This is a genomic window from Micromonospora sp. NPDC047730, from assembly GCF_043204765.1.
Taxonomy (GTDB): domain Bacteria; phylum Actinomycetota; class Actinomycetes; order Mycobacteriales; family Micromonosporaceae; genus Micromonospora.
Window position 1 is genome coordinate 70,722 of the sequence record NZ_JBIDCU010000013.1, and the last position, 26,714, is coordinate 97,435.

A 26,714-nucleotide genomic window follows, 5' to 3' on the forward strand; every position below is an offset into this window, starting at 1 on the left:
GGTTAACCGATGGTCGGCGGAGGCACTCGTCATCGTCGCCGTGATCCTGTCGGCGGCGGCCTGCACGTCTTCGCGGGATGTGGGCCAGCGTGACGGTCCGCGGCCCGCACCGGGAGCCGCCACCCCGGCCAGCGCCGGCACCGGTGCGCCGCCCCCGACCTCTGGAGGTCCCGCCCAGGTGACGTGTGCGGATTCCATCGGCGTCTCGCCTCAGCCACCCGACGGGTACCGGATCGTCCTGGGGGATGCGGCGGTGCCGACCGGGAGAGTGCTCCAGGTGGCGGAATCGGGGGAGGCAGACCCCGCTGCGCGGTGGTTCGCCAAGTGGGGATTGGTGGTGCGGGCAGGCGCAGAAGTCGACCTCCTGGTCGCACCTGGCTGGGAGGGCCGGGCCCGCATCACGTGGGGTCCCTCAGCGGCGCCCGCCGCGACCGTGCACGTGAGCGCCTGCGCGCCTGCCTCCGGCAAGGGTCAGTGGCTGACCTTCGCCGGCGGGACCTGGGTCGCGCGGGCGGCCTGCGTTCCGCTGCTCGTCCGTTCAGGTGGGCGACAGGCCGAGGTGCGTCTGGCGGTCGGCGCGCCCTGCGACGACGCCGACCGTCCGTAGCGCCACCCCGACGGCACACCGAGGCCGGGCCGACTCCGCCCGGCCTCGGGGTCCTGGTCGCGTACGCCACCGCGAGCGGATCACGGACCATGAACGATGTGGACGGCTCCAGCCCGCCGTGCGGTTAGATGTCCCGGTGGGCGGTGACTACGAGCGCGAGCGTGCCCGAAAGATACGGATGGCGAGCGGGAACCTCGGCCGCGCCATGCACCTGATGAGAAGCCGTGATCCGCAGGCGGCGGAGGACGGGTTCGCGCTGGTGCGGGACATGGCGGGCCAACACGTCGACGAGCTCATCGACGCGTTCGGCCGCGAGACCGACCACGGCGTGCGGTGTTGGCTGTTGGAACTGATCGGGGATGCGCGTTCACCCCGGGCGTTCGACGTGCTGGCTACGGAGCTGCTGAGCGACGACGAGTCCTTCAGCTTCTGGGCGGAACGGGGCCTGCGACTGCTGGACACCAGAGAGGCTCGACGGTTGCTGTGGCAGCGGAGAGGAGAACGCCGGGATGGTCCGGACCGCTGATGGACAGGAACCGCCGGCTGCCCGAGGGTGGGTCCATGACGACCGACAGAGCCCGGCTGGGCGCCGTGGCTCTCCTGGGGATCTCCGCCGTGGTCGGGGCCACTGCGGCGCTGTCCACCCTCGGGTTCGTGAGCGAGTACGGCACCAGGAGCGGGTCCTGGACCAGGGGAGCGGTGGACGGTCTCGAGTTCGCCGTCGTGCCGCTGCTGCTGACCGGCGCCCTGGCCGCAGCCGCCTTCGGGCTGGCCCGGCGCTCCGCGCTCCTACGGGGTCTGGCGGTGGCCGCGGCTCTCCTAACCGTTGGCGGCGTGCTGGTTGCCGGGGCACGAGGTGCCGTGGCCGGGTACGACCAATTGCCACGGCTGCCATCCTGTGATGGCGCGCAGACCGCCGGCTCGCCGGCGGAGCCGGTGGTCCACGCGGTGCAGGCGGCCTTCGCCGGCATCGCGCATCCCTGGCGCTTCTCGGGCGCCGAGAGCACCGGAATGCACGGGTGCGGCACGACTCTGCTGAACGTGTCGTTCGACGACGCGGCGGCGCACTACCGTGCCGAGCTACCCGCCGTCGGCTGGGTCGTCACTCACGACGACTCCTGGCTGACGGCCCACCGGGACGGGCTGGTGTTCGTCCTCGCTGAGTCCCAGTGTGGAAACGTGGCGATCACGATCAAGCCTGCGGAGGCACTCATGTCTCCCGAGGTCTGCTGACCGGTGGAGGTTTCCTCCGCACCAGCATGGCGGAGTGGACGCAATGCGAAACCGACCGACGTGCCGCGCCGCCATGCCACTGACGACGTTGTATGCTCCCCCGCGATGATGACCTCTCTCGGTAGATTGGGGGTCCCGTTCGCGCAAGGTGAGTGCTGATGCACTCCCGGGCCGCGAATGCGGATTCTCGCCTTTCCTTCTGGCTGCGCGTGCGCGAGTTCGCCGTGCCGCCCCCCATGATCGATTCTGCGACTGCTCGTCGGCACGTCGGGGACTGGGCCGGGGCGTGTGCCGCCGCCAGCGTCGATGTCGACTTCGGTCTGCGTTCCGTTGCTCGTACCCATGGCCGGGAGTTCGCGGCCCGGGTCCGGGCCGACCTGCGCCATCTGGCTCCCGACCTGCTGCGCTGGCACCTGCCGCGGATCGCTCCCGACGGGCTGCTGCGTCCGGGCCTGACCGTCCCGCTGGCCCGGTACGACCCGGCGGACCACGACGGCGACCGCATTGTGCACCTCGTGGTCCGGACCGCACCGGCGTGGGCGGATGCCGGTCAGCGGATCAGCCTGGCGCTGTGGGACGGATCCCGCTCCGGGGACCGATCCTGTCCTCACCCACATCCCCGACCCGACCGCCGGTTCCGCCTCGATCTGCACCGCCACCTCTGGGACGCGCGCAGAGCCGACGAGCTACGGACCCGGTCGGGGGCGGATCGGCTGCCCGCCGACGGGCGTCCTGCGGTGGACCCTGAACCGTTCGGGGCGGCGCTGCGGGGGCGCGGATGCGCGGTGGACCGGTGGGCGGCCGAGGCGGCGCTCCTGCTCCGCGCCGAGGGGCGGACCAGCGGTCGCGTCGCCGTGCGGCTGGGTGCCCGGAACCGGCTGGTCCTCGACGTGACTCCAGGCGGGGACGGCCGGCCGCCCGAGGCGCGGATCGCGCCGTCGGCGACGGGCTCGGATGCCACGCTGCCGGTGCTGCCCGACGCGGCGACGTGGGTGCTTCCCGACCTGGACCTGCTTCGCAGCGGGCTGATCGATGCCGATCGGCTGCATCCGCTGGTGGCGTCGGCACTGGTGCGCGACCGTCCGGCGGCGACAGCGCCGAGGGCTTCGGACCAGCCGGGACAGCCGCGCATCGTGGAGTGTCGGGGAGCCCGGCACCGGATCGGCCTGGTCGATGGGGTGCTGGTGCCGCTCGACCACGACCCGGCCGAGATCCGCCGGGAGGAACTGCTGGCCGCGCTGACCGGTACCCCGCTCGCCTGCCTGCGCGCGATCGACGAGGCGCACCGCAACCCGGAGTGCCTCGCCGACGTCCGCGCACGCCTGGACCACGGCGACACCGCCGGTGCGCTCGCCGTGGTCGAGGCCCTGCTCGGGCCCGACGCCCTGCTGCGCAGCGGCGACCTGCGCGACGAACTGGAAACGGCCGCCCTGCGGCGGGTCACGTACGGACTGTTCAGGGCAGGACTCGTCGGTTCCGGACCGGGCCCCGCCCGCGCGGACTGTCGCCGTACCCGTGACCGCCGCTCGCACCCGCGCCACGCGGCTCGCCGCTGACCACCGGGCCGGTCCCACCCGACGGCCCTCCACGTACCCGCCACCACTCCCACAGGTGATTGAAGATGTCTGCATTGACCTCGTACGTGTCCACCGATGCCCCTGTCGAGCCGACCCACGCTCCTCAGCTCGATGTCGCCGCCGCACTGCTCGCGCTGCTCGGCGCCACCACCACCGAACCCCGCCCCGACACCCAGCTGGAGGCCCTGACGCTGGCCGTGGCCGCGGACCTGCCCGTGCTGCTGTGGGGCGAGCCGGGGATCGGCAAGACCGCCGCCCTGACGCAGCTCGCCGCGGCGCTGGACCTGCCGCTGACGACCGTTGTCGCCAGCGTCCACGAGCCGTCCGACTTCTCGGGGCTGCCGATCGTCGGGGACGACCCGGCGGCGCAGGGCGTCCCGATGGCCCCGCCGGACTGGGCCGTGCGCCTGGTGCGGGCCGGTCGGGGGTTGCTGTTCCTGGACGAGTTGTCCACCGCGCCGCCGGCCGTCCAGGCGGCCCTGCTCCGCCTCGTGCTCGAGCGGCGCATCGGTGCTCTGCGGCTGCCGCCCGGGGTCCGGATCGTGGCCGCCGCCAATCCGCGCTCCTCGGCGGCCGACGGCTGGGAGCTGAGCGCGCCCCTGGCCAACCGGTTCGTCCACCTCCAGTGGGCCCACGACAACGACGTCGTCGTACGCGGCCTCGGCGGGACCTGGCCCCGCGCGGTGCTGCCCCGGCTCGACCCGGCGATGTTGTCGGAGGCCGTCACCTTCGCCCGCCGCGCCGTGTGCGGGTTCCTGACCGCCCGCCCGGGGCTGGTGCACCGGCTGCCCAGCAACGAAGGCCGCCGGGGCGGTCCCTGGCCGTCGCCCCGCAGCTGGGACATGACCCTGCGCCTGGTCGCCTTCGCGACCGCGGCGGGCGTCTCGCGGGACGTGCTGTCGTTGCTGGTCAGAGGCACCGTTGGGGACGGCCCGGGGCTGGAGCTACTGGCCAGCATGGACCGGATGGACCTGCCGGACCCCGAGGCGCTGCTGGCCGACCCGGCGGCCGCCGTCCTGCCCGAGCGGGGAGACCTCCGCCAGGCCGTGCTGGACGGCGTGGTGGAGGCGGTCCGCCGGCGTCCGCAGAAGGCTCGCTGGGACGCGGCGTGGGCGCTGTTGGTGCGGGCGCTGGAAACCGGAGCCCCGGACCTGGTGGTGGTTCCCGCCACCACACTCGCCGCCCTGCGCCAGGAGGATTGGGACGTCCCGGCGTCGGTCGAGCGGCTCGCCGGGGTGGTGTCGGTGTCCCGGCGCGCAGACCAGGCGGCGGCACGGGTCGTGGCGGCGGCGGGGAGCAGCCGATGACCCCCGAGCGCACGCTGGACCTCGGAAAGCTCTTCGCCGCGCGGCTGCACGCCGCCCGGGTCCGGCCCTATTTGGCGACGGCGCTGTTCGCCCTGCACGTGGTGGAGTCACGGCGGGTACCCACGATGGCGGTGGACCCGCACTGGCGGTGCTACGTCTCGCCCGCCTTCGTGGACCGTACCCCGGTGGAGGAACTCGCCGGGGTGTGGGTGCACGAGGTCTCGCACCTGCTGCGTGACCACCACGGGCGCGGTGACCGGGTGGCGCGGGAACGGGGGCTGGTCGGGCCGGGGGAGCGGCTGCGGATGAACATCGCCGCGGACTTCGAGATCAACGACGACGTGTTCGGTGACGGGTTGGCCCGGCCCGAAGGCGCCGTCGAGCCAGGGTTGCTGGGGCTGCCCGAGGGGGAGCTCATGGAGGACTACCTGCGGCAGTTCGGGCTCGGGCCGCGTACGCAGGGGCTGGTCTGGCTGGACTGCGGCAGCGGCGCCGACGGGCTGGACCGGGAGTGGGACCTGGGACCGGACGGCGCGCACGGCCTCAGCGCGCACGAACGGGACCTGGTGCGGTTCCGGGTGGCGCACGGCATCACGGGCCGGCCCGGCAACGTCCCGCAGGGCTGGCGAAGGTGGGCGGAGAAGGCGTTCCACCCGCCGCAACCGTGGCGGGAACTGCTGGGGGCGGCGGTCCGCTCGGCCGCCTCCGCCGCCGGCGCCGGCGAGGACTACACCTACGGCCGGCCGTCGCGGCGCTCCGCCGGGGTGCCCGGCGCGATCCTGCCGAGCCTGCGACGCAGGCCCCCTCGGGTGTGCGTGGTCATCGACACGTCCGGGTCGGTGAGCGACGCCGAACTGGGCAGCGCGCTGCTCGAGGTCGCCGCGATCTCCCACGCCGTGGGCGGCCGGCGCGACCTGGTCACCGTGCTTCCGTGCGACGCCGCGGCCCAGGTCGTGCATTCGCTGTGCCGCGCCGAGGACATTCCGCTGCTGGGCGGCGGAGGGACGGATCTGCGCACGGGCTTCGCCCGGGCGCTGCGCGCCCGGCCCCGACCGGACGTCGTCGTGGTCCTGACCGACGGGCAGACGCCCTGGCCGGCGACGCGACCACCGTGTCGGACGGTGGTGGGACTGTTCCCCCGGCATGGGCCGGCCCGGTCGTGGCACGAGGACGACCCCGACTACGTGCCCGACCCGCCGCCCACCTGGGCGCGAGTGGTCGACATCGGCTCCGGCGCCCGGTGAGTCCACCGGGGTGGCGGGGCCGACCTGCCGGCGACCCCGCCCCTGACCTACCGGCCTTTCATGGCACCGGTTGCGGCGGGGGAGGGCCCACGTAGCGCGAGTCCGGCCGGATGATCTTCGAGTCCTCGGCCTGTTCCAGCACGTTCGCGCACCACCCGATGACCCGGCTGGTGGCGAAGGTGGGCGTGAACATCTCCCGGGGCAGCCCGCACAGGTGCATGACGACGCCCGCGTAGTACTCCACGTTGGTGTGCAGTTCGCGGCCGGGCTTCAGCTCCGCCAGCAACGACAGGACCCGCTCCTCGACGGCCACGGCGAAGTCCACCAACGGCCCGCCGAGGTCCTGGGCGATCTCCTTGAGCATGCGGGACCGCGGGTCCTCCGTGCGGTAGATCGGGTGCCCGAACCCCATGATCCGCTCGCCGCCGAGGATGCGTTCGCGCAGCCACGGGTCGGCCCGGTCGATCGTGCCGATGGCGTCGAGGGTGTCCAGGGCCCGGCTGGGGGCACCACCGTGCAGGGGGCCGGAGAGCGCGCCGAGGGCGCCGCCGACGCAGGCGTAGAGGTCGGCGCCGGTGGAGGCGATGACGCGGGCGGTGAAGGTCGACGCGTTGAAGCCGTGGTCGACGGTGGCGATCAGGTAGCGCTCGATCGCCCGGGCGTGACGTTCGGACGGCTCCTCGCCGGTGATCATGTACAGGTAGTTCGCCGCGTGGGACAGGTCGTCGCGCGACTCGATCGGCTCCAGCCCCGCTCGCAGGCGGTACAGGGCCGCCAGCAGGCTGGGCGTCAGCGCGCAGAGCGCCATGGCCTGCGCCCGCCGCTCGGTGGGCGACGTGTCGTACAGCGGGCGGGCTCCGGCGGCGAGGCCGGCGACGGCCAGCGCGGCGCGCAGGCCGCCCATCGGGTCCGGCGACGTCGACGCCGTGGCGATGTCGGGCAGCGCGGCGGCGACCGCGGGCGGGATGTGGCGCAACGGGACGATCTCCTCGTGCAGCGCCTTGGGCTCGGCGGGCAGGGAGCCGTCGATGAGCAGCGCCCAGACGTCCTCCAGCGTCCGGCGCTCGGCGAGGTCGATGGCGGAGTACTGCCGGTAGTGGTAGAAGCCCTCGATGCCGCGGACGTGGCCGACCGTGGTGTCGGTGACCACGACGCCGGCGAGCCCGCGGGGAGCGGTGATGGTGTCAGCCATGCGGCCAGCGTCATGCCGGCGGCCGGAGCCAGTCAACATTGATCCAGTCAATGTGAGACCATGACCACATGGCCGAGGAGCAACTGCTGACGACCGCCGAGGTGGCCCATCGCCTGCGCATCAAGCCGGAGACGATCTACGCGTACGTCAGCCGCGGGCTGCTCGCCAGGGTCAGGGTTCCCGGCGATCGGACCAGCCGCTTCCGGCTGGCCGACGTCGAGCGGCTGGCCGCCCGCACCCAGGCGACCCGGCCGGAACGCGATGCCGCGCCGGCGATGCGGACCGCCACCACGTTGATCGCGTACGGGCGGCTGCACTACCGGGGACTGGATGTCGCGAAGCTCGCGCCCGTGACGCCGTTCGAGGAGACCGCCCGGTGGCTCTGGACCGGCGAGCGGCGCCGGGAGACCTTCGTCGCGTCCGCCGAGACCCTCGAGACGGCGCGGCGGGCGAGCAGTCACCTGCCGGCCCAGGCCCGGCTCTTCGACCGGCTGCCGGTGATCGTCGCCGTGGCGGCCGCGATGGACCCGCTGCGCTTCGACCTGGCGCCCGCCACCGTGACGGCGCTCGCGCCCGCGCTGCTGTCCAACATGGTCGACGCGCTGCCCCTCGCGGGCGAGACGGCCGCCGACGACGCCCTGGCGACCCGGTTGTGGTCCCGGCTTACGGGTGCGCCGCCCTCCGGTGCGGGGCTCCGGGCGCTGAACGCCGCCCTCGTCCTGCTCGCCGACCACGACCTGGCCGCGTCGACCATCGCCGTACGCGTGGCCGCCTCGACCCGGGCGAACCCCTACGCGGCGGTGCTGGCGGGCCTCGGCGCGCTGGACGGGCCGATGCACGGAGCCGTCGGCGGCAGCGTCCACCGGATGATCGACGTGGCGCTGCGGGACGGGGCTCCGGCCGCGATCGCCGAGTGGCTGCGGACCGGCGCGCTGCCCGGGTTCGGGCACTCGCTGTACCCGGACGGCGACCCGCGCGGAGCCGCCCTGCTCGATCTCGTCGCGGACCTGCCGACCGGGGGCGAGCTGCGGCGGGCCGTCGACGGCCTGATCGCCACGGCGGCGCGGCGGGGCGCCCTGCCCAACGTCGACCTCGCTGTCGCCGCGTTGGCGCACGCGACCGGCATGGGGCCGGGCGCGGCGGAGGTGATCTTCGCGGTCGCGCGGACGGCGGGCTGGATCGCGCACATCGTCGAGGAGTACGCGCAGCCGAGCAACCGGTTCCGGTGGAGCAGCGGCTACACCGGGCCGCCACCGGAGCCGGCGTGAACTCCGACGTACGACAGCCTCCTGGCCCCTACACGTTCCGAAGGCTGAGTCCCCGCTGACGCCGGCAGGGTGGCCGCCCGACGGGGCGGCCACCCTGCGCACGACCGATTCCCGCGGCCCCGGCCGCGGCTCGGGGCGACCTGGGTGGTCGCTCAGCCGGCCCTGCGAAGACCGGCGAACTGCAGGACGGTGTAGCCGGCGACCACGACCGCCTGCACGATCACCAGCGCGGTACCCAGGCCGGTTAGCGGGAACCAACCGGCGACGAGCACCATCACGCTCGCCGCCACCCAGGCGACGTTGACACCCATCACCACACCCACAGCGGCCCTGCTCACCACGGGCCGGGAGGCGAGAACCAACAGGGCGGCCGCGTAGGCCACCAGGAACACCCCGGCCGGGTAGAGGAAGCCGGCGGGAAGGCCGAACATCTCCCCGAAGATCGCGGCGACGGCGACGTACACGACCCCGTTGCCGCCGGAGCCGATCGCGTCCTGCTTGAGGGCGAAACGGAGCAGTTTGGTGTCGGCGACGGTCTGGGCGGGACTGGTGACGGTGGTCATGTCGGAGGTCCGTTCGTAGTCGTGACGTGCTTGCGAGCACGACGCTACGGAGATCCACCCCGAGCCGAATCAGTCGTCGTGACGGTAGGTTCCTGACCGTGCTGCACGGACGAGCCGGGGAACAGGCGGACATCGAACGGCTGCTGGCGGAGGCCAGAACCGGCAGGAGCGGGGTGCTGGTCATCCGCGGCCCGGCGGGAATCGGCAAGTCGGCGCTCCTGGACCACGCCGCCGAACGGGCGGAGGGCATGCGGGTGCTGCGCGGCGTCGGTGTCCAGTCCGAGGCCACGCTGCCCTTCGCCGCACTCCACCTGCTCCTGCGTGCCGGGCTCGACCGGATCCCGGCACTGCCTGACGCGCAGGCCGCCGCGCTCCGTGGCGCCCTCGGGTTGGGTGACCCCGCCCCGGAGAACCGGTTCCTGGTCGGGTTGGCCACCCTGAGCCTCCTCGCCGACCTCGCCGGAGACGGCGCGCTGCTCTGCCTCGTCGACGACGCACAGTGGTTCGACCAGGCCTCCGCCGACGCGCTGCTGTTCGCCGCCCGCCGCCTCGAAGCCGAAGGCGTCGTCATGATCTTCGCCGCCCGCGCGGGATTTCCTGCCACGGGGCTGCCCGAACTCCGGCTGGGCGGGCTGGATGCCGTGGCCGCTGTCGCCCTGCTTCCGCCCGATCTTCCACCGCAGGTGCGGGAGCGCCTCATCGAGGAGTCCGGCGGCAACCCCCTGGCGCTCGTCGAACTGCCCGCCGCGCTCACCGCCGAACAGCGGGCGGGACGACTGCCGCCGGTGGGTGCGATGCCGGTCGTCGACCGGGTCCAGGAAGCGTTCCACGCACGGATAGCCGCGCTCGCCGAGCCGGCGCGGACCGCGTTGCTGATCGCGGCGGCGGACGGCTCGGGTGAGCTTGCGACCCTGGTGGGTGCGGGTGCCTCCCTCCACGGCCTGGAGGAGGCCGAGCGGAGTCGGCTGATCGAGATCAGGGGCGCGACCGTGGGATTCCGCCATCCCCTGATCAGGGCCGCCGCCTACCAGAGCGCGCCGGTCACCCGGCGCCTCGCCGTACATCGAGCCCTCGCCGACGCCCTCACCCGCTCGGCCGCCGTGGACGCGGCCGACCGGCGGACGTGGCACCTGGCCGCCGCCACGCTCGGCCCTGACGAGGACGTCGCCCGGGAGTTGGAGGGGGCGGCGGAACGGGCGCGTACCCGTGGCGGCCACGCCGCGATCGCGACCGCCTACGAGCGGGCCGCCGAGCTCACCGCCGACCCGGTGCGACGATCCGAACGGCTGGCCGCCGCCGCGCTGGCCGCCAGTGACGCGGGTCTGACGGGTCGCGCCGCCGCGCTCGCCGACAGGGCGACCCCTGAGGTGGACGACCCGGACATGATCGCCGCGCTGGTCCAGGTGCGCGCGCATCGGGAGTTCGAGCTGGGCACACCGCTCGCGGCGGGCCGGATCATCCTGGACAACCTCCCTCGCGTGGCCCCCCGCTCCACCGAGCGGGCCACCTGGTTGCTGGTGGAGGCCATCCGCTGCGCCTGGTTCGCCGGTGACGCCCGACTGGCGGAGGAGGCCGCGGCGAGTCTCCGCGCGCTTCCCGAGATCGGGTCACCGCTGGTCGGTGCGGCGCTCGGGCTGAGCCGCCTGTTGGGCGGTGACGTCGGCGGCGGGATCACGCTCATGGGCGAGGCCGTCGACGCACACGCACGTGCGGGGCTGGGGGTGCCGGGACTGACCTTCACCGCCGCTGTCTGCCTTCCGCTGGGCCGCGCCGCCCTCTGTGAGGAGATCGCCGCTCGGGTCGTGGCGGACTGCCAGAAGAACGGGATGATCGGCTGGCTCGCCTTCGCGCTCAACGACCACGGACTCGCGCAGGGGTGGCTCGGCCGGTACGGCGAGGCCATGACGTCCCTGAACGCGGGGCTGCGGCTGGCGGCGGATCTGGGCCACCAGCCTCGGGTCAGCCACCTCACGTGTTCGCTCGCCTGGGTGCTCGCGCACCAGGGGAACGTCGAAGAGTGCCGCACGAAGGCCGAAGAGGGCATAGCGGGAGCCGGCGAGCGGGGGCTGGTCCTCGCGGCGGACATCGGACGCTGGGCACTCGGCGTGCTGGAGCTCGGCCTGGGGCGTCCGGCCGCCGCCCTGCGGCAGTTGGCGGCCATCCCCTCGGCGGGGATCGCCCTCCTCAGCGCCGCGGACCAGGTGGAGGCAGCCGTCCGCAGCGGCGCACCGGAGCGGGCGAAGGAGCCGCTCGCCCGGTTGCTGGCCTGGGCCCGGCAGGCCCGCCAGCCGTCGTCGGACGCGATCGCCCTGCGGTGCCGCGCCCTCGTCGAGGAGAACGAGGCGCACTTCGCGCACGCCGTACAGCTTCACCAGCAGGACGTTCAGCCGTACCAGCAGGCGAGGACGCAGCTCGCCTACGGCGAGTGGCTGCGGCGGGCACGGCGGCGGGCGGACGCCCGCACGCAACTGCGCGACGCGCTGGACACCTTCGACCGGCTCGGCGCGCAGCTGTGGGCCGAGCGGGCTCGCGCGGAGCTGCGCGCGACGGGGGACGTGCCGGCGGCGCCACGCAAGGCCGACGATCCGCTCAGCGTGCTGACTCCCCAGGAACGCCAGGTCGTGCGGCTGGCCGCCACCGGCGCTTCCAACCGTGACATCGCCGCCCGGCTCTTCCTCAGCCCGCGGACCGTCGGCTACCACCTCTACAAGGCGTTTCCCAAGCTGGGTATCACCTCGCGGGCCCAACTGGCTGCCATCGCCGGGTCGTCGTCGGCGCTCGGCTGAGGTCCTGACGATCAGGCTTCCTCGGCATCGTGCAGGGCATGGCGGCCGGTGGCGACGGGTAGGCCGATCGACGGACAGCCGACGTCGGGCGAGTGGCGGTCCCGTGGGCCTTGACGGCCGGCGATGATGGAGGCCATGGTAGTGCGCGGCGTCGTCAACGCCCGACCCAGCCTGCAAGGCGCCGGCGGGCGCCTCGGTCGGCTCTGGGACGCGTACTTCGCGGGGGTCCTGTTGCTCACCCTCGTCGTCGTCGCGGTCGCCGACGCGCCCGGTGCCGGCCGGCTGCAGGCCGAGGGCGCCGTCGCCGTGATCGCCGTGCTGCACCTGACGTTCGGGCGCCGGCTCATCGCCGCGAGCACGGGCTGGCGCCTGGTCGCCTACCTGGCTGCGCTGCTCGCCGCGTTCGAGGTGGCACTACTGGGCGCGACGCCGAGCAGCTTTGTCCTCTTCCTGCTCTGCCCGCTGATGTTCCTGCTGCTGCCGCCCTACCCGGCGATCGTGCTGTGCGTCGTCGTCAACGCCATGCCGGCGGTCGTCGTGATCCAGAACGAGGGTGTCACCTCCCACGTGCGGATCCACTTCATCCCGATGGCGGTCGGCGGCGCGCTGCTCTCCGGTGGTCTCGGCCTGTGGATCCACGCGGTTGTCCGGCGTAGCCGCGAGCGCGCCGAGCTCATCGAGCAGTTGCGTGACAGCCGCGCCGAGGTCGCCCGCCTGTCCCGCGAGGCCGGTGTGACCGCGGAGCGCACCCGGCTCGCCGGCGAGATCCACGACACGCTCGCCCAGGGCTTCACGAGCATCATCACGCTGCTTCAGGCCGCGGACACGGATCTGGACAAGAACCCCGCTGCGGTACGTCGCCGACTGGATCTCGCCGTCCGCACAGCCCGCGAGAACCTGGCCGAGTCGCGGGCGATGGTCGCTACCCTGACGCCGCCCGCGCTCGGTGCCGGTACTCTCGAACAGGCGCTCCGTGGGCTCGTCGTCCGCCTCCGCGAGGAGACCGGGATCGAAGCGGAGCACGACACCGAGGGCGCCGTGCGACCGTTGCCGACCGCCGTCGAGGTCGTGCTGGTGCGGGCGGCCCAGGAGTTGCTCACCAACGTCCGCCGACACGCTGAGGCGTCGCGAGTTACGCTCCTGCTGTCGTACGCCGAGAGGGCCGTCTGCCTTGTCGTCACCGACGACGGCCGGGGCTTCGACCCCGGCGGGCCGTCCGGCGGCTTCGGGCTCGCGGGCATTCGCGCCCGCGCCGATCAGGTCAACGGTGCGCTCGACATCCATGTCGGACCGGAGGGCACGCGGATCCAGCTGGAGGTGCCGGCGTGATCACCATCCTGCTCGTAGACGACCATCCGGTGGTCCGGGACGGTCTGCGCGGAATGATCGAGGCTGAGGACGACCTCGCCGTGGTCGGCGAGGCGGCGTCGGGTGAAGAGGGCGTCGCGCTCGCGGCTGAGGCGACGCCCGACATCGTGCTGATGGATCTGCGCATGCCAGGGCTCGACGGGGTCGGTGCGACCGAGCGGATCCTCGCGGGCCCGGGCGGCGCGAGGGTGGTGGTTCTGACGACGTACGAGTCCGACACGGACATCGTCCGCGCCGTCTCGGCGGGCGCGGCCGGCTATCTGCTCAAGGACGCGTCCCGCGCCGAGTTGGCGGCGGCGATCCGGGCGGCCGCCCGTGGCGAGACCGTCCTCGCGCCTTCGGTGGCGTCGAGGCTCGTGCAGCAGGTCCGCACCCCGGCGGGCCCGGGCCTGTCGGCGCGTGAGATCGAGGTGTTGCGCCTGGTCAGCCAGGGTCTGACGAACGCGGAGATCGGCCGGGCCCTGTTCATCTCCGAGGCGACCGTCAAGACCCACATGTACCGGGTGTTCAGCAAGCTCGACGTGGCCGACCGAACCGCGGCGGTCACGACCGCGATGGCGCGGGGTTTCCTGGCCAGCCCGTAGGCTTTGTCTCGCCCCCTTCCAGGCCACCGCCGCGAGTCGCTGGTCCTCCGAGGGTCAGGTCGTCGCGGTGCGACGCCCGAGAGCGCCGCACCGCGACGAGGGAAGGCGTCAGGCCGTCAGGGACGGTTCACTCGAGGTCGACGGACGGACGTGCCGTTCTCGGCGTCGACGGTCCGCCCACGGCCGGGCGACGCGCAACGCGACCAGGCCGAGCACGAGGCCAACCAGGGCCAGTACGAGCGGGCGCACAGTCGTCGCCCACGGCCAGGAGGGGCCAGCCAGATCCAGCTCCCCGGCCGGGTACTCGAGCAACTTCGCGCGCCAGGCGGCGGTCGGAACATCGGTGGTGGCGGCCACGTCGCGTAGGACGGCGCCGAACGCGAAGCCGCCGTCACGGTGCGGATATTCCGGGGTCAGGCCGGTCGCGGCCGCCGCGGCCAGCACGTCGCCGCCGGAGTGGGCGGCCGCGTTGACGCCGGGGACCAGCAGGCGGTCGAGTGCGGGCCGGTCGACCACGCTCTCCCGCGGTACGAAGGTCAGCCCGTGACGCGAGCGGACGGGCGAGTGGGTGAGGCCGACCGCGACCGTGCGGGCGGCATACGTGGCCTCGGTGTAGGAGCCGAACACGGACGCCAACTCCACCTCGCCGACCCCGTCGGTCAGCAGTACGCCGACCCGGGGCACGTCCCAGCGGAAGGCCAGATTGAGCCCCGCCACCGCGTCGCCGGGACCGAACCGCTGCACGGGCAGCGGCGCCGGAGAACCGGGGACGTAGTGCGTCCAGCCGACGGCCGTCGCGGCGGCACGGGCCCTGTCGGTGCCCAGGAACCGTTCGACCACCCGCAGCGTTCCGTCCACGCCGGACAGCACGCCGGCCGTACTTACGACGGCGCCGTCATCGACGTACCGGACGCCGTTCCGCCAGGACACCGACGAATGGGACCTTTTCAGCCCGCCGAGGTGGAACCAGTGCGAGGTGGCTTCGTGCCCGTCGAGGATTCCGGCCGCCGCGGCTACCCTCGCGCCGTAGCAGACGCTCAGTGTCACCGCGCCTCGGCCGGCCTGACCGCGCAGCCAGGCGAGCACGGCGGGCTCCGACGCGTCGGGCATCGCGGGCACCACGACCACGTCGGCGGGGCGGCCGTCCAGCCGTGCGTCGAGGTCGGCGAAGCTGAGGTCGGGCAGCAGGTCCAACCCGCCCGTCAACGGTACGGGGCTTCGTGCCGGTGCGACCGTGTAGACGTTGAAGGCGCCGGTCGCGGCGAGAACCTCGTACGGCGCGAGGGCGTCGGCCACGTTGGCGCCCCTGGTACCCACGACGACGGCCGCGGTCGGCTTGGCGGGGTCGTGGGACGGAGACGGAGCGGGTCTGAGATCGGAGCGGGCCGAGGCCGGCGCGTAGACGCTGCTCGCGTTGGACCGCGCGACCACGGCACCGACCAGCAGCGGCGGCAGCACAGCTGCCACCACGAGCACACCGACCCGGATGAGCCGGGTGGGAAGCGGGTGCGCGTGGGTGTACTCGGACCGGCGGCGCAGCATCACGAGCGTCATCGCCGGCAGCATCAACAGGTGGCCGAGCGACATCAGTGCCCCGCCATCGAGCATGCCCGCCGCGTAGGGGAACAGCAGCAGCAGGAAGGGCGCGTACATCGCGCCGCACATCTCCGTGATGGCGCGCCAGCCATGCCGCCGCACGCGCATCCATGCCGCCATTCCGACCGACATGTTGGTGGCCATCACGAGCGCGTGTGCGGCCGGTCGCCCGTGCAGACCGGGCCACGCGGCGTTCCATACGGGACTGAGCAGGAGCATCCCGGCCGTCATCGCGACGACCATCTCAACGAGGTGCCGGAGGAATCTCAGGGTCGGTTTCATCACGTCTCCGATCGGCCTGCGGTTACAGGTCGATCGTCGCGGGATGGAGGTGTCGGCCGGGACGGCCGCGAGACCGACGGCGGCTGTCAGTCGACCGATGGACACGCTGTCGTCGCCGTACGCGTGGCGGCGGCGACCCGGGGCGATCCCCCTACGCGCTGCTGGCTGGCCTCGGCATGCTGGACGGGGCCGATGCATGGCGCGGTGGGCAGCAGCGTCGTCGGGCGCGGACAGTCGCCCGGGGTCGCAGACTCGGATGGATCCCGCCGGACGATGCGCCCAGAACTTACAACGAGGGGTCGTGTTCTGGTGGTTCAGTGTCGCTGTCGGGCGGCCTTCTCGACTTCGCGGAGAACGAGGCCGAGGGTTTGCGAGCGGCGGTTGGTCGGTAGTGCTGCCCATGCGCGTCGGGCGTGTGCCAGTCCGCCGGGTCCGTCGCCGGCTTTGGCCATCATGAGGGCGCGGTGGAGTTCGATGTGGGTGGCGAAGCGGGTCAGCGAGGTGGGCCGGAGGCGGTCGGCGTCGGTCTGGGCCTGTTCGCCGGGTTGGATCAGCCCGAGGCGGGCGTAGAGCATGGATCGGAAGGTCGCCATGCGCCAGGCGGGTACGGCGGCGTCGGAGATTTCGCCGTCGGGTGAGGCGGTGTGGTCGAAGACCCGTTGGGCGTCTTCGTCGGCGGCGATGGCTGCGGCGGTGTCGCCTCGTCCGGCGGCGACGTGTGCGCGGGCCATCAGTGCTTGGAGCCGGCCGAGTGACGGGCGGTCGGACAAGGCGATGGCTTCGTCCGCGTAGCGCTGTGCGACGGGGAGTGCGGCGCCCTCGTAGGCCAGGGCGATGGCGGCTCGGCCGCGTACCCAGACACGGACGGCGAGGTCGTCGGAGCGGTCGGCGGCGACTCGGGCGGTGTGGTACCAGCCGATCGCCTCGGTCGGGTCCTTGGTCGTCTTGCCGTAGGTGGTCAGGGCGCGGGCAGCGGTGGCCCACATGGTCGGGCTGTCGAGTTGCTGTTGCATGACGACGAGGTCGCTCGCGAGCCGTGTTTGCAGGGAGTCCGCGCCGATCTCCATGTAGTCGCGGCCGTACTGGTCGACGCGGTCGCGCCAGCGGTCGGCGCTGTCGCGGTGGCCGGCTAATGCGGCGGTGAAGCCGTTGCGGATCAACTCGTTGGCGGCGATCGGGCCGATGGTGGCGGCGGCGAGGAGGTCTCTGCGTCTCACGTCCGCTTCTCCCAACGCTCGCGCGTATGCGAGCACGATGTCTGGCGTCGCGGTCCGGCGTCCCGCTTCGACGTTGCTGAGGTGCGAGGCCGAATAGCAGGTACGGGTCGCGATGGAGGCCAGGGTCACGCCTGCCTCAATCCGAGCCTGCCTCAATTGCGCACCGAGGTCATCCATCAGATCCCCTGTGAAAGGTCCTGAAAGCATCGAGGTGCTTCCGAGCGTAGTCGCGCGGTCACCAGAGTAGATCCCACATGAGGCAGGAGCGGAAGCACTGCGGAGGCAGGGATGAGCGACAACACCGCAGGCGACGGGATTGGCGAGCGGACCCAGGCAGCGGAGCAGGAGGCGGCCAAGAAGCGGATTCTGGAGCAGGCCGAGGCTGAGCGCATACCGGTCGAGGAAACGACTCGGGCTGTGCCGGATCGGCGGTGGCGTCGTGACCGGTGATTCGGTTCCGATCGGGACATTGCCGCGATTCTTCGGGTCGAGACCGCGACACTGCTCGGACGTGATGCTCAGCCCGCCGAGCTGGCCGAGCGTACGGAAGGAATCTCCCGGATTCGGGCGGCCCTGTCCACGTACGGGATGGCGTTCGGTCAACCGGTTGCTTGCCGGGACGCGTCACCTGACCAGTTGAGCCGGGCGGTGGGGCACGCGTGGAGCACCCAGCAACCATGCCACCGAACCGGCCCGAGAAGCGCCTCAGCAGGCCGCTTGACCTCGCATCGAGCCCGATCCGACCCGCTCGCCGACAGTGGCGAAGCGGTCAGCGAGGCGGGCCGGAGGCGGTCGTGGCGCTCGGCGAGCTGAGGGCGACGGCAACCGAGGGCGGGACCTACGGCCCTGCCGTATCGAGTTGATGCGCCGCAGGATTCGCACAGCGCGTCCGTCGCTGCCGGTCTGGTCGCCGCGCGGCGGCGCGTCCCGGTCGTGACAGGACGAGCGGGCTGGAAAAACGGCGCCCGCGCGAGCTGGACGCGGCGGCAGGAGGGACGAGGATGGCCGAAGGCGTGGCAGGTGCGGCGGTGTACCGCCGCAACCCGGGAGTGCTGGCGGATCTGTGGGGCCGATCCGTTCCGCGTGACGTGGTCCTGGTCGTCGGCGCTACCGTCATGACGGGGGCCGCGGCACAGATCGCGCTCCCGGTGCCGGGGTCACCGGTGCCGATCACCGGGCAGACCTTCGCCGTTCTGCTCGCCGGGGCGGCGCTGGGACCGACCCGCGGGGCGGTCAGCATGCTGCTGTACGTCGCAGCCGGCGGATTCGGCCTACCGTGGTTCGCCGGCGGCGCGTCCGGGTTCGGCACCGCCACTCTCGGCTACCTGCTGGGCTTCGTGCTCGCCGCCGCGCTCGTCGGCCGGCTCGCCCTGGCTGGCGCGGACCGACGGCCGTGGCGCACCATCGGCATGATGGCGGCCGGCAACACGCTGATCTACCTGGTCGGCGTGCCGTGGCTGGCCGTCGCGACGGGTGTGGGCCTGCCCAGAGCGCTTGCCTTGGGATTTGTTCCCTACCTGATCGGGGACGTGCTCAAGGCGGTGCTGGCGGCCGGCCTGCTGCCCGGGGCCTGGCGGCTACGGCAACAGTTGCTCACACGCGGCACCAACCGGCGGGACCGTTGATGGCCGGCGAGACGGCTCCGGCCGTCATCCAGGGCGGCATGGGGGTCGGCATCTCCGGTTGGCGGCTGGCGCGGGCGGTGGCGGCCACCGGGCAGCTCGGTGTGGTCTCTGGCGTCGCCCTCGACGCCCTGCTGGCCCGGCGCCTGCAGCGCGGCGACGACGGCGGTCACATCCGTCGGGCTCTCGGCCATTTCCCGGTCCCGGCCGTGGCGCAACGGTTGCTGGACCGGTACTTCGTGCCCGGTGGGCGGCCCGAAGACGAGCCGTTCCGGCCGGTGCCGCGGCTGCGGCTGCGGCCCGGGCACCACGGGCAGGAACTGGCGGTGGTCGCCAACTTTGTCGAGGTCTTCCTGGCGAAGGAAGGCCACGACGGCCCGGTCGGGGTGAACTACCTGGAGAAGATCCAGCTGGCCACGCCGGCGGCGGTGTACGGCGCCATGCTGGCCGGCGTCGACTATGTGCTGATGGGCGCCGGGTTGCCCACCGAGATACCGCGCCTGCTCGACGCCCTGGCCGCCGGCGTCCCGGCGCGGCTGTCGGTCGCGGTGGACGCCGCCGCGCCCGGCGAGCAGCACCAGCTCGCCTTCGACCCGCGGGACCTGTTCGGCGAGGCGCCCCAACCGCTGCGCCGGCCGCGGCTGCTGGCCATCGTGTCGTCCGCCACGCTGGCCGCCTACCTGGCCCGCGATGAGAGGACCCGTCCGGACGGCTTCGTGCTGGAGAACCCGGCCGCCGGCGGGCACAGCGTCCGGCCCCGCGGCCCGCTGACCCTCAGTGTCGACGGCGAGCCCGTGTATGGGCCGCGGGACCGCCTGGACGTGGCGAAGGTGGCCAACCTGGGTCTGCCGTTCTGGCTGGCCGGCGGGCAGACCGGCCCGGAGCGGCTGAGCGCCGCCCGGGCCGCGGGCGCCGCGGGGGTGCAGGTAGGGACCGCGTTCGCGCTGTGCCGCGAATCGGGCCTCGACCCGGCCATCCGGGGACGGATGCTGCGGGACGCGGCCCGCAACGCGCTCGTCGTACGCAACCACGCCACGGCCTCCCCGACGGGATTCCCGTTCAAGCTGGTTCACCTGCCCGGCACCGCAGCCGACGAGCAGGTCTACGCCGACCGGCCACGCCACTGCGATCTGGGATACCTGCGTACGCCGTACCGCCGCCCGGACGGCAGGGTCGGATACCGCTGCCCCGCGGAACCGGTCGACGAGTACGTACGCAAGGGCGGGTCGGTCGACGACACGGTAGGCAGCCGGTGTCTGTGCAACGGGCTGGTCGCCACCGTAGGGCTCGGTCAGCGGCGGCCGGACGGCTACGTCGAGCCACCGCTGGTGACGCTCGGGCAAGACCTGGCCTTCCTCCCGCACCTGACTCGCCGAGGTGACGACTACACCGCCGCCGACGTCATCGCGTATCTGCTCGGTCCGACGGCACCGGGTAACCAGATCCCAAGCTAAGGCCTGTCGCCGAGGTGCTGTCCGCAGAAGCGCTGGCTCGCCGCGACGAGTCCCTCGTACTCGGTCTGGCTGTCGGCGTGCGGGAAGTGCCCAGCGGTCAGCACGTGTAGCTCGCGCGGCCCGGCCAGGCCGTTGTGCACGGCGAACTGGCCCGGCGGCGGCACCGCGGGGTCGAAGAGGGCGGGCGCGACCAGTGTCGGGATGCGCAGCCTCGTCGCGGCCGTGGCGGCGTCGAAGTATCGCAGGACCTGCGTCACTCCGGGGTGTTCACGGTGGTGTGCGCGGACGGACTCACCGCTGCCCACACAGGGGAGGGTGAGCCGCAGCGGGTGGTTGCCGAACGTGGGTACGGTCAACCGGGCTGCGGCGAAGCGGTCGTCCCAGGGGAGGGCCAGGGCACCGATGCCGCCGCCGAAGCTCTCGCCGAGATAGCCCAGGCGCGGGCCAGCGGGCAGGTCCAGACTCGGCACCAGTTGCAGCAGCGCCGACGCGGCGCACCACAGGTCGGCGACGCAGTCTCCGATGACGTACCGGTCACGGGAGTCGATGCCGTGCAGCACGTGCCCGTCGGCGTGGTCGGGTATGTCCGGCAGCAGGCTGCGCGCGCCCATGCCCCGTACGCAGGGAAGGATCGCCGCCGACCGAGGCAACGGCAGTGGTACCGAGGGGCCTGGCTCCTGGCGTCCGCCATACCCGTGGCCGATGACGAACCCGTGCTCGACGCCGCTGACGGTCGCGGTCGGCCCCGCCGACTCGGCAGGCAGCACGAGCCACCCGCCGATGCGGACGCCGCCCACGGACGAGTAGGTGACTCCGAAGATTTGTACGCCGTCGCGTTCCTCTTCCAGGGGGCCGATGGCGGGCTCCGTCGCGACCTGCCGCGCGGCGTCGTATCGAGCGCGCCAGAACTCGTCGAAGTCGGCGGGTGCGGCTGGCGCCGGGATGCGGAGCAACTGGTCGAGGCGGTGACCGTAGCTCGGGTCGAAGGGGAAGTCGTGCTCGAGCCGAACGGCGGCACGTTGGCGGGCGTCGGTGTGCCGGGCGCCGTCCGGTACGTGCGGTGGCGCCGGTTCGATGTTCTGGCGTTCGTGCCGCACAGGTCTCCGTCCAGATCGCAACCTCTGGTGGATGGGCCCGCCGTGATCCGGCGGGCCCGTCCATCGCACCGCCTACCGGGTCGCGTCCGGCGGCGGGTCGGTCTACGTGCCCGGTTCGGACTACTTCTTGGGCAGCGGGAAGCGGGCCAGGTCCATGCCGTGCATGCCCCAGGTCGACTTGCCGTCCGGGGTGAAGTGGAACCCGGGGTTGTTGTACCAGCCGCGCGGCACGTTGTCGTACAGCGTGGTCACCGCGCCGCCCGGGACGGTCGGCAGCTCGCAGATGTCGTTGGTCCAGTGCACCCAGGAGAACACCCGGCCGTCGACCCCGTTGAACTGGCCGTACCCGCCGAGGTCGCCCTCCATCACGATGGTGCGGGTGTGCAGGTCGTAGGCGAACCAGGCGCCGCGCGGGCGCCGGCCCATGGCGTAGAGCAGGTTGCCCACGACGTGCAGGCTCTCGTACGACTGCCAGTCCGGCTTGATCTCCTCACGCCACAGCAGCGTACGGGTGACGATGTCGACGGCAGCGACCTGCGCGACCTTGCGGATCGGGCCGGTGGTGCCCTCGCCGTAGGTGTCGCCGGCGATGTAGGCGGTGGTGCCCTGCACCACCACGTCCATGACGCTCTGTTCGGGCAGGAACTCGCGGTGCGCGTCGAAGGTGTTGGTGGCCAGGTCGACGAAGGTCAGCGCGCCGGTGTGCTTGGTGGTCTGCGGGCTGGACGCCACGATGAGCTGGTTTCGCGGCTGGTCCACGACGATTCGCTTGGTGCGCAGCTGCTCGTTGCCGAGCAGGCCGAGCACGCTGATCTCGTAGTTGTCCGGGTCGACCGCCACGATCTGCGTGCTGGGGTAGAGGCCCGCGTAGACGACGCCGGCCTTGCCCTCGGCCATCGTCTTGACCTCGCCGTTGATGTCGAACCGGTCGTTGGTGCCGGCCTCGGTGCGGTGCACGGTCATCGCGTAGTGGCCGCCGACCCAGATCGTGCCCCGGGTGTGCCGCATCATCGACTGGATGGTCTCCGGGTATCCGAAGCCGCGGGTGGCGGTCTGCCACACGCTGGCCGTGCCGCCCGGCGTCGCCTTCCAGACGTGCCCCAGCCCGCTGACGCCGAGCAGGGCGCCGCCGGGCAGCGGGGCGAGGAGCGTGTTCTCCACGTCGGCGAGGGGCTGGCCGACCTTGACGAGCCCGTCGGCGGTGACCTCGTACAGGTTGGTGGTGAGTCGGGTCAGCGCGTACACCTTGCCGTCGCTGCCGACGGTGACCTGGTCTACGTAGCGGTCCTCGGCGGGGATGTCCCGGGAGACCCGGTTGGAGCCGTCGCGGTCGAAGGAGATCAGCTGCCGGCCGCTGGCGACGTAGATGACGCCGTCGGAGACCGTCATGTCGAGGATGCCGACCGGGGAGGCGCTCAGGTGCGGGGTCAGGTTGGTGGGCGCGCCGCCGGCCTTCGGCCAGGCCAGCAGCGTGCCGGGCGCGGCCGACCCGCCGTAGACGTACTCGTCGTCGACCGCCACGGCCGCCGCGTACTGGGAGGTGGAGATGCGGCCGTACGTCTCGATGGTCGCGTCGGCGAGGCGGATCCGCTTGACGGTGCAGTCCGGGTACGTGCCGATGTAGAGGTGCTCGCCGTGCACGACCATGTCGTAGTACCAGGTGGTGCTGCCTCCGGCGCGGGCCCAGGCCGCCAGCTCCTTGGTCTGCGGGTCGAACCGGTAGACGTACGCGCTGCCGGCGGGGCCGATGTAGACGTACCGGCCGTCGGCGGCGAGCTTCTGCCCGCCGTTGCTGGGGATGGTGAGGTCGTCGATGCTGCGCATCTCGCCGGTGTTGACGTCGAACTCGCCCAGCCGCATCTTCCCCTCGGGCGTGTTGAACCGGGAGGTGATGAAGACGCTGTCGCCGATGACGGCGGCACCCCGGACGGCGGCGGTCAAAGAGGCAGGACCGAAACTCGTGGGAGTGAGCTCCTGGTCGCCCTGAGCCATGGCCGGGCCGGTCACCGCCCCGTGGCCAACTGCCAGTGCGGCACCAGTAAGGGCACTACCCGCGAGGAGCGAACGACGGCTGAGGGGCATGGGGGCTCCGTTCGTCTAAGTCAATACGGCCCGGACCTTAATCACGCTGTCGGGGGCCGTCAAGGATCCCCGTTCGGGTCGTCGGGCGGCAGCCTGGTGGGTCACGCCTTGACAACGTGCAACCGATCGGTTGTATATTCGGTCCGTGACCGAGGAGAGCGACGACCGGGCGGACGCCTTGTTCCACGCGCTCGCTGACCGCACCCGGCGCGACATCCTGCGCCGCGTGCTGACCGGGGAGCACTCCGTCTCCGCACTCGCGGCGAAGTACGACATGAGCTTCGCCGCGGTACAGAAACACGTCGCCGTGCTGGAGAAGGCTGGTCTGCTGACCAAGCGACGCAGTGGTCGCGAGCAGTTGGCCAGCGGTGACGTGGAAGCGGTGCGGTCGGTGGCCTCCATGCTCACCGAGCTCGAACAGGTTTGGCGTGGCCGCATCGCACGCATCGACGTACTCATCGCATCCGACCCCGATCAGGAGGACTGAACCATGCCCGTGACCGACGTCCAGCACGACCTTGACAACCTGACCCTGACCATCACCGCGGACTTCGCCGCGCCGGTAGAGCGGATCTGGCAGGTCTACGCCGACCCTCGCCAACTGGAGAAGGTGTGGGGACCGCCGACCTACCCGGCGACGGTGGTCGACCACGACCTCACGCCTGGCGGTCGCGTGACCTACTACATGACCGGCCCGGAGGGCGACAAGCACGCCGGATACTGGCTGGTCGCCACCGTCGACGAGCCGAGGGGCTTCTCCTTCGACGACGGCTTCGCCGACCTGGACTTCAACCCGAGGCCGGAACTGCCGGTCTCCAAGAACGCCTACACCTTCACCGAGCACAACGGCGGCACCCGCGCGACCTACGTGAGCAGGTACGCCTCCGCCGAGGCGCTTCAGCAGGTGCTGGACATGGGCGTCGTGGAGGGCGCCACATCGTCGATCAACCAGATTGACGACCTGGTCGCCTCCTGATCGTTGTGGGACCGGGGCCACCACGGCCCCGGTCCCACAACGACGGGTCGGTGGGTGACGCCCAGGGCCCCGGCGGAAGCGTCCCTCACCCGGCCGCAGGAGTTCCTGTGGCGCCGAACCACTTGGCCAGCGCGACCTCGAGCGTCTGCTGGTCCTCGCCCACCCACGCGACGTGCCCGTCCGGCCGGAGCAGTACCGCCGGTACGTCCAACTCCTCGCTGGTGTCGGCGACGTGGTCGACCCGGTCGGCCCAGCCGTCCACCGAAAGCCGCCCCGTCTGGTCGAGCAGCAGCCCGCTGCCGGTGCGCATCAGCTCGAACAGGCGCCCACGCTTGAGCTGGACGTCGCGCAGCCGCCGCCCGAGCAGGGCATGGCCCTCACCGAAGTCGTACCGGACGCTGATCGCCGTGATCTTCTCGATCAGGAACCGGTTGACGTCGTCGAAGTCCATCAGCTGCGCCAACAACCGCCGAACCGCCTGCGGTCCGGGCTCGTTGGTCGTCAGGTGCATCTGTACACGGGTGTTGTTCAGCACGTCGGCGGCCACCGGATGCCGCTCGGACTCGTAGCTGTCCAGCAGGTCGTCCGGCGCCCAGCCGTTGATGGCCGCCGCCAGCTTCCAACCCAGGTTGAACGAGTCCTGGATCCCGAGATTGAGCCCCTGCCCGCCCATCGGCGGGTGGACGTGCGCGGCGTCCCCAGCCAGAAACACCCGTCCGACCCGGTAGCGTTCGGCCTGGCGGGTCGCGTCGCCGAAGCGCGACAGCCAGCGGGGGGAGTGCGCGCCGAAGTCGGTGCCCGCGTACCTGCGCAACTGTTGCTTGAACTCCTCGAGCGTCGGCGGCACCGAGCGGTCTTCGGCCACGCCCTCCGCCGGCACGACCGCCCGGAACACCCCCGGCTTGCCCGACGGCCCGATCCCGAACCGCTTCTCGGTCTTGCGCACCTCGGTCATCACTGCGGTGATGTCGTCCGGGGACGCCGTCACCTCCATCTCGCCCAGCAGCGTGTCGATTTCCGACGGCTCGCCGGGGAATCCGACCCCGAGCAGTTTTCGAACCGTGCTGCGCCCACCGTCGCAACCGACGACAAACCGCGCCCGCAACGGCGTTGCAGTTCCATTCCCAAGGTGGACGGTCACGCCGTCGTCGTCCTGCTCCAGCCCGACCACCGCACAGCCGCGCCGGATCTCGGCTCCGACTTCGGCCGCGTGCTCGGCGAGCAGCCGGTCGGTGACCGTCTGCGGAAGGCCGAGCACGTATCCGTGGGCGGTGTCCAGCCCGGTGGGAGCCGGCTTCTCGATGCCCGCGAAGAATCCCCGGGGTTCGCCGGGACGGATCGGGTACTGCTTGCCGTTTTCAAGGAACCGCTCCAACAGCCCCCGCTGATCCATCACCTCGATACTGCGCGCGTGCAGCCCGAGCGACCGCACGAACGGCGGCAGCTCGGCCTCCTTCTCCACCACGAGTACGCTGACGCCCTGCAGACGCAATTCGCTCGCCAGCATCATGCCGGTCGGGCCGCCGCCAGCGATGATCACATCGAACATGCATTCCCCCATGGTGTGCCGATTCTTGCGCTCGGCCGACGATTGTGCGCCACGACCGGGGTCTTGCCACAAGCCCGGGGGTGCGGTATATGTTAATAGTGGCAAGGAGTTCTCCTCCTTGCCTTTGTAGTTTCCGCCTTTGTGGTTTCCGCCAGCGCGCAGCCCAGCCCACGGTTCGACGGCTGGCTCGCCGAGCACGATGGCAAACGAGCACCAGTTCGAACGTCACACAGTCGTGCTCCGGCGAGCGCATCCGGCTCAGGCCGCACGGTCTCGGCGGGCACGTCAGCGACCCATTCGGCGATCGCGGAGTAGGAGCGATGACCGGCCATCACGGCGCAGACCGCCGCGGTGACCACCTACAGGCGGTGCCGGACCCAGACGTTGGGCTCGACGTAGACAGCGTGGTCGTGCGCCACGTCGCAGTGCACGGGCACGAGGGCTCCCGGCACGTGGACGGGTCCGCTGGTGTCGAACGGCAGGCCCGTCCAGCGGCGCCAGTCGGCGAGCGTCCCGGTGATCGTCATCGACCGGGGAGCGACGCGTTCGATGCGTCCACCGGCCCGGACGTGCACCCGCAGCCACGGGTCGACCGGCAGGCCGTCCTCGCGGACCCGCGCCGCGTACTCCGTCATCGGCAGGTCGGGCTCGGCGTGCTTGCCGCTCGGGCGGACCGGCGCGACCAGCGTGTCGTAGCCCCGCTTCGCCACGGCCTCCCGCATGGCGGCGAGCATCAGGGCCGACAGGCCGGCGCCCCGCCGGTCCGGCCGGATGCAGACCTCCAGGGCCGAGACGAGGTTCGGGGTGGCGCCGGTGAGGCGGTTGATGGTGGCACGCTGGATCACCCGGTCCCAGCCGCCGTCGGGCAGCTCCGCCTCCGTCCAGCGCAGCGGCACGGCGTACGCCCGGGCGACGGCGCGTCCGGGCTCGGCGGAGTCGACGGCGACGAACACGAACTCGGGATACAGGTCGTGCGCGACGCCGTAGTACACGGCACCCATCGGATCCCAGAGCATGAACGGCGGCCACGCCCCGTCGAAGTCGTCGTCGAGCAGCGGTGCCAGGTCCGGGCGGTCCGCCAGGGACACGATCTTCACAGCCACGGCGGAA

Annotated in this window: 22 protein-coding genes; 14 read left to right on the forward strand and 8 right to left on the reverse strand. The window is 72.3% G+C overall.

The window, feature by feature from the left end; translation table 11 throughout:
* The first annotated feature begins 743 nt into the window (after nt 1-743).
* From ACGF5G_RS25990 to ACGF5G_RS26010, 5 genes are all read left to right on the forward strand, one after another.
* A complete protein-coding gene (locus ACGF5G_RS25990) occupies nt 744-1,133 on the forward strand; it encodes a HEAT repeat domain-containing protein (RefSeq protein WP_393267173.1) in 390 nt (129 codons plus the stop codon).
* Nucleotides 1,134-1,168: 35 nt separating this feature from the next.
* Entirely contained in the window at nt 1,169-1,840 is a 672-nt protein-coding gene (locus ACGF5G_RS25995; RefSeq protein ID WP_393267175.1) for a hypothetical protein, read from the forward strand.
* A gap of 158 nt (nt 1,841-1,998) precedes the next feature.
* Nucleotides 1,999-3,396 carry a hypothetical protein gene (locus tag ACGF5G_RS26000; protein ID WP_393267177.1) on the forward strand — a complete coding sequence of 466 codons (1,398 nt, stop codon included), beginning with the start codon at nt 1,999-2,001 and terminating at the stop codon, nt 3,394-3,396.
* 65 nt (nt 3,397-3,461) lie between these two features.
* Nucleotides 3,462-4,724: an AAA family ATPase gene (locus ACGF5G_RS26005; RefSeq protein WP_393267179.1), complete on the forward strand. Its 1,263-nt coding sequence runs from the start codon at nt 3,462-3,464 to the stop codon at nt 4,722-4,724.
* Nucleotides 4,721-5,968 (forward strand): VWA-like domain-containing protein, encoded by a 1,248-nt coding sequence (locus ACGF5G_RS26010; protein WP_393267182.1) that lies wholly within the window; start codon nt 4,721-4,723, stop codon nt 5,966-5,968. The genes ACGF5G_RS26005 and ACGF5G_RS26010 overlap by 4 nt, the downstream gene beginning before the upstream one ends.
* Nucleotides 5,969-6,026: 58 nt before the next feature.
* Here the strand turns inward: ACGF5G_RS26010 and ACGF5G_RS26015 are convergent, their stop codons facing one another.
* Nucleotides 6,027-7,160: a citrate synthase gene (locus ACGF5G_RS26015; protein WP_393267185.1), complete on the reverse strand. Its 1,134-nt coding sequence runs from the start codon at nt 7,158-7,160 to the stop codon at nt 6,027-6,029.
* A gap of 68 nt (nt 7,161-7,228) precedes the next feature.
* On the opposite strand from ACGF5G_RS26015, the gene ACGF5G_RS26020 reads away from it, so the two are divergent.
* Nucleotides 7,229-8,428, forward strand: coding sequence for a citrate/2-methylcitrate synthase (locus ACGF5G_RS26020; protein ID WP_393267188.1), 1,200 nt, complete (start codon nt 7,229-7,231; stop codon nt 8,426-8,428).
* Between the two features lie 152 nt (nt 8,429-8,580).
* Here the strand turns inward: ACGF5G_RS26020 and ACGF5G_RS26025 are convergent, their stop codons facing one another.
* Entirely contained in the window at nt 8,581-8,991 is a 411-nt protein-coding gene (locus tag ACGF5G_RS26025) for a hypothetical protein (protein WP_393267190.1), read from the reverse strand.
* 98 nt (nt 8,992-9,089) lie between these two features.
* Between ACGF5G_RS26025 and ACGF5G_RS26030 the strand changes: the two genes are divergently transcribed.
* The 3 genes from ACGF5G_RS26030 to ACGF5G_RS26040 all read left to right on the forward strand — a co-directional run bounded on the left by ACGF5G_RS26030 (nt 9,090) and on the right by ACGF5G_RS26040 (nt 13,729).
* Nucleotides 9,090-11,777: an ATP-binding protein gene (locus ACGF5G_RS26030; protein WP_393267192.1), complete on the forward strand. Its 2,688-nt coding sequence runs from the start codon at nt 9,090-9,092 to the stop codon at nt 11,775-11,777.
* Nucleotides 11,778-12,083: 306 nt separating this feature from the next.
* Nucleotides 12,084-13,106, forward strand: a complete 1,023-nt coding sequence (locus ACGF5G_RS26035) for a sensor histidine kinase (protein ID WP_393267195.1) — start codon at nt 12,084-12,086, stop codon at nt 13,104-13,106.
* A complete protein-coding gene (locus ACGF5G_RS26040; RefSeq protein ID WP_393267198.1) occupies nt 13,103-13,729 on the forward strand; it encodes a response regulator in 627 nt (208 codons plus the stop codon). The genes ACGF5G_RS26035 and ACGF5G_RS26040 overlap by 4 nt, the downstream gene beginning before the upstream one ends.
* A 108-nt stretch (nt 13,730-13,837) precedes the next feature.
* Here ACGF5G_RS26040 and ACGF5G_RS26045 read toward each other — a convergent pair whose 3' ends face one another.
* The gene (locus ACGF5G_RS26045) at nt 13,838-15,607 is read right to left on the reverse strand and encodes a DJ-1/PfpI family protein (RefSeq protein ID WP_393267202.1); all 1,770 of its coding nucleotides are present in this window, start codon (nt 15,605-15,607) and stop codon (nt 13,838-13,840) included.
* Between the two features lie 314 nt (nt 15,608-15,921).
* Nucleotides 15,922-17,001 carry a helix-turn-helix domain-containing protein gene (locus ACGF5G_RS26050; protein ID WP_393267205.1) on the reverse strand — a complete coding sequence of 360 codons (1,080 nt, stop codon included), beginning with the start codon at nt 16,999-17,001 and terminating at the stop codon, nt 15,922-15,924.
* Nucleotides 17,002-17,112: 111 nt separating this feature from the next.
* Between ACGF5G_RS26050 and ACGF5G_RS26055 the strand changes: the two genes are divergently transcribed.
* The 3 genes from ACGF5G_RS26055 to ACGF5G_RS26065 all read left to right on the forward strand — a co-directional run bounded on the left by ACGF5G_RS26055 (nt 17,113) and on the right by ACGF5G_RS26065 (nt 19,900).
* Nucleotides 17,113-17,274 (forward strand): hypothetical protein, encoded by a 162-nt coding sequence (locus ACGF5G_RS26055; RefSeq protein ID WP_393267208.1) that lies wholly within the window; start codon nt 17,113-17,115, stop codon nt 17,272-17,274.
* Nucleotides 17,275-17,825: 551 nt separating this feature from the next.
* Nucleotides 17,826-18,449 (forward strand): biotin transporter BioY, encoded by a 624-nt coding sequence (locus tag ACGF5G_RS26060; RefSeq protein ID WP_393267211.1) that lies wholly within the window; start codon nt 17,826-17,828, stop codon nt 18,447-18,449.
* Nucleotides 18,449-19,900: a nitronate monooxygenase gene (locus ACGF5G_RS26065; protein ID WP_393267214.1), complete on the forward strand. Its 1,452-nt coding sequence runs from the start codon at nt 18,449-18,451 to the stop codon at nt 19,898-19,900. Before ACGF5G_RS26060 ends, ACGF5G_RS26065 begins: the two co-directional genes overlap by 1 nt.
* Here ACGF5G_RS26065 and ACGF5G_RS26070 read toward each other — a convergent pair.
* Both ACGF5G_RS26070 and ACGF5G_RS26075 read right to left on the reverse strand, forming a co-directional pair.
* The gene (locus ACGF5G_RS26070) at nt 19,897-20,997 is read right to left on the reverse strand and encodes an acetylxylan esterase (RefSeq protein WP_393267217.1); all 1,101 of its coding nucleotides are present in this window, start codon (nt 20,995-20,997) and stop codon (nt 19,897-19,899) included. The genes ACGF5G_RS26065 and ACGF5G_RS26070 overlap by 4 nt on opposite strands.
* 120 nt (nt 20,998-21,117) lie before the next feature.
* Nucleotides 21,118-22,938, reverse strand: coding sequence for a hypothetical protein (locus tag ACGF5G_RS26075; protein ID WP_393267219.1), 1,821 nt, complete (start codon nt 22,936-22,938; stop codon nt 21,118-21,120).
* A 286-nt stretch (nt 22,939-23,224) separates the two neighbouring features.
* On the opposite strand from ACGF5G_RS26075, the gene ACGF5G_RS26080 reads away from it, so the two are divergent.
* Nucleotides 23,225-23,566 (forward strand): ArsR/SmtB family transcription factor, encoded by a 342-nt coding sequence (locus ACGF5G_RS26080; protein ID WP_393267222.1) that lies wholly within the window; start codon nt 23,225-23,227, stop codon nt 23,564-23,566.
* Between the two features lie 3 nt (nt 23,567-23,569).
* The gene (locus ACGF5G_RS26085; protein WP_393267225.1) at nt 23,570-24,055 is read left to right on the forward strand and encodes an SRPBCC domain-containing protein; all 486 of its coding nucleotides are present in this window, start codon (nt 23,570-23,572) and stop codon (nt 24,053-24,055) included.
* Nucleotides 24,056-24,140: 85 nt separating this feature from the next.
* Here ACGF5G_RS26085 and rox read toward each other — a convergent pair whose 3' ends face one another.
* Together rox and ACGF5G_RS26095 are read right to left on the reverse strand one after the other, a co-directional pair.
* The gene (gene rox / locus ACGF5G_RS26090) at nt 24,141-25,604 is read right to left on the reverse strand and encodes a rifampin monooxygenase (RefSeq protein ID WP_393267388.1); all 1,464 of its coding nucleotides are present in this window, start codon (nt 25,602-25,604) and stop codon (nt 24,141-24,143) included.
* Between the two features lie 359 nt (nt 25,605-25,963).
* Nucleotides 25,964-26,707, reverse strand: a complete 744-nt coding sequence (locus ACGF5G_RS26095) for an N-acetyltransferase (protein WP_393267227.1) — start codon at nt 26,705-26,707, stop codon at nt 25,964-25,966.
* Between the last annotated feature and the right edge of the window lie 7 nt (nt 26,708-26,714).

Excerpts from the sequence above, each read along its gene's own strand:
- ACGF5G_RS25995 (WP_393267175.1), top strand. The coding sequence starts at position 1,169 with ATGACGACCGACAGAGCCCGGCTGGGCGCCGTGGCTCTCCTGGGGATC.
- ACGF5G_RS26000 (WP_393267177.1), top strand. The coding sequence starts at position 1,999 with ATGCACTCCCGGGCCGCGAATGCGGATTCTCGCCTTTCCTTCTGGCTG.
- ACGF5G_RS26005 (WP_393267179.1), top strand. The coding sequence starts at position 3,462 with ATGTCTGCATTGACCTCGTACGTGTCCACCGATGCCCCTGTCGAGCCG.
- ACGF5G_RS26010 (WP_393267182.1), top strand. The coding sequence starts at position 4,721 with ATGACCCCCGAGCGCACGCTGGACCTCGGAAAGCTCTTCGCCGCGCGG.
- ACGF5G_RS26015 (WP_393267185.1), bottom strand. The coding sequence starts at position 7,160 with ATGGCTGACACCATCACCGCTCCCCGCGGGCTCGCCGGCGTCGTGGTC.
- ACGF5G_RS26020 (WP_393267188.1), top strand. The coding sequence starts at position 7,229 with ATGGCCGAGGAGCAACTGCTGACGACCGCCGAGGTGGCCCATCGCCTG.
- ACGF5G_RS26025 (WP_393267190.1), bottom strand. The coding sequence starts at position 8,991 with ATGACCACCGTCACCAGTCCCGCCCAGACCGTCGCCGACACCAAACTG.
- ACGF5G_RS26045 (WP_393267202.1), bottom strand. The coding sequence starts at position 15,607 with ATGAAACCGACCCTGAGATTCCTCCGGCACCTCGTTGAGATGGTCGTC.
- ACGF5G_RS26050 (WP_393267205.1), bottom strand. The coding sequence starts at position 17,001 with ATGGATGACCTCGGTGCGCAATTGAGGCAGGCTCGGATTGAGGCAGGC.
- ACGF5G_RS26055 (WP_393267208.1), top strand. The coding sequence starts at position 17,113 with ATGAGCGACAACACCGCAGGCGACGGGATTGGCGAGCGGACCCAGGCA.
- ACGF5G_RS26060 (WP_393267211.1), top strand. The coding sequence starts at position 17,826 with ATGGCCGAAGGCGTGGCAGGTGCGGCGGTGTACCGCCGCAACCCGGGA.
- ACGF5G_RS26065 (WP_393267214.1), top strand. The coding sequence starts at position 18,449 with ATGGCCGGCGAGACGGCTCCGGCCGTCATCCAGGGCGGCATGGGGGTC.
- ACGF5G_RS26085 (WP_393267225.1), top strand. The coding sequence starts at position 23,570 with ATGCCCGTGACCGACGTCCAGCACGACCTTGACAACCTGACCCTGACC.
- rox (WP_393267388.1), bottom strand. The coding sequence starts at position 25,604 with ATGTTCGATGTGATCATCGCTGGCGGCGGCCCGACCGGCATGATGCTG.